Below are 236 nucleotides of genomic sequence, written 5' to 3'. Positions count from 1 at the left end.
CACATTCATACACTTTAAATTCACGTGTAAATCCATATCTGTCCGTTCGTTTCGAATGATAACTAAATTTCACTTTTCTTCCATTTGGACATACATATGCATCTTCTTCTTCGCTGTATTCCCAGTTATCTACATGAAAAGCATTCTCTTTGTGTTTCTTTTTCTTCTCCTTTCGATATTGATTGTATGTAATGAGTGGCGTTCGATTTCGATTTTTTAGGATATCTTCGTAATTC

Annotated in this window: 1 pseudogene; it reads right to left on the bottom strand. The window is 33.5% G+C overall.

Annotation, left to right across the window (positions count from 1 at the left end):
* A pseudogene (locus L3V42_RS18195) lies at nucleotides 1-236 on the bottom strand (IS5/IS1182 family transposase); the annotation flags it as partial.

The sequence above is a fragment of the Oceanobacillus alkalisoli genome, from assembly GCF_022213125.1.
GTDB classification, from domain to species: domain Bacteria; phylum Bacillota; class Bacilli; order Bacillales; family Amphibacillaceae; genus Oceanobacillus; species Oceanobacillus alkalisoli.
The sequence above is the reverse complement of the archived record's forward strand: the minus strand, read 5'-3'. Positions and strand labels throughout refer to the sequence as shown.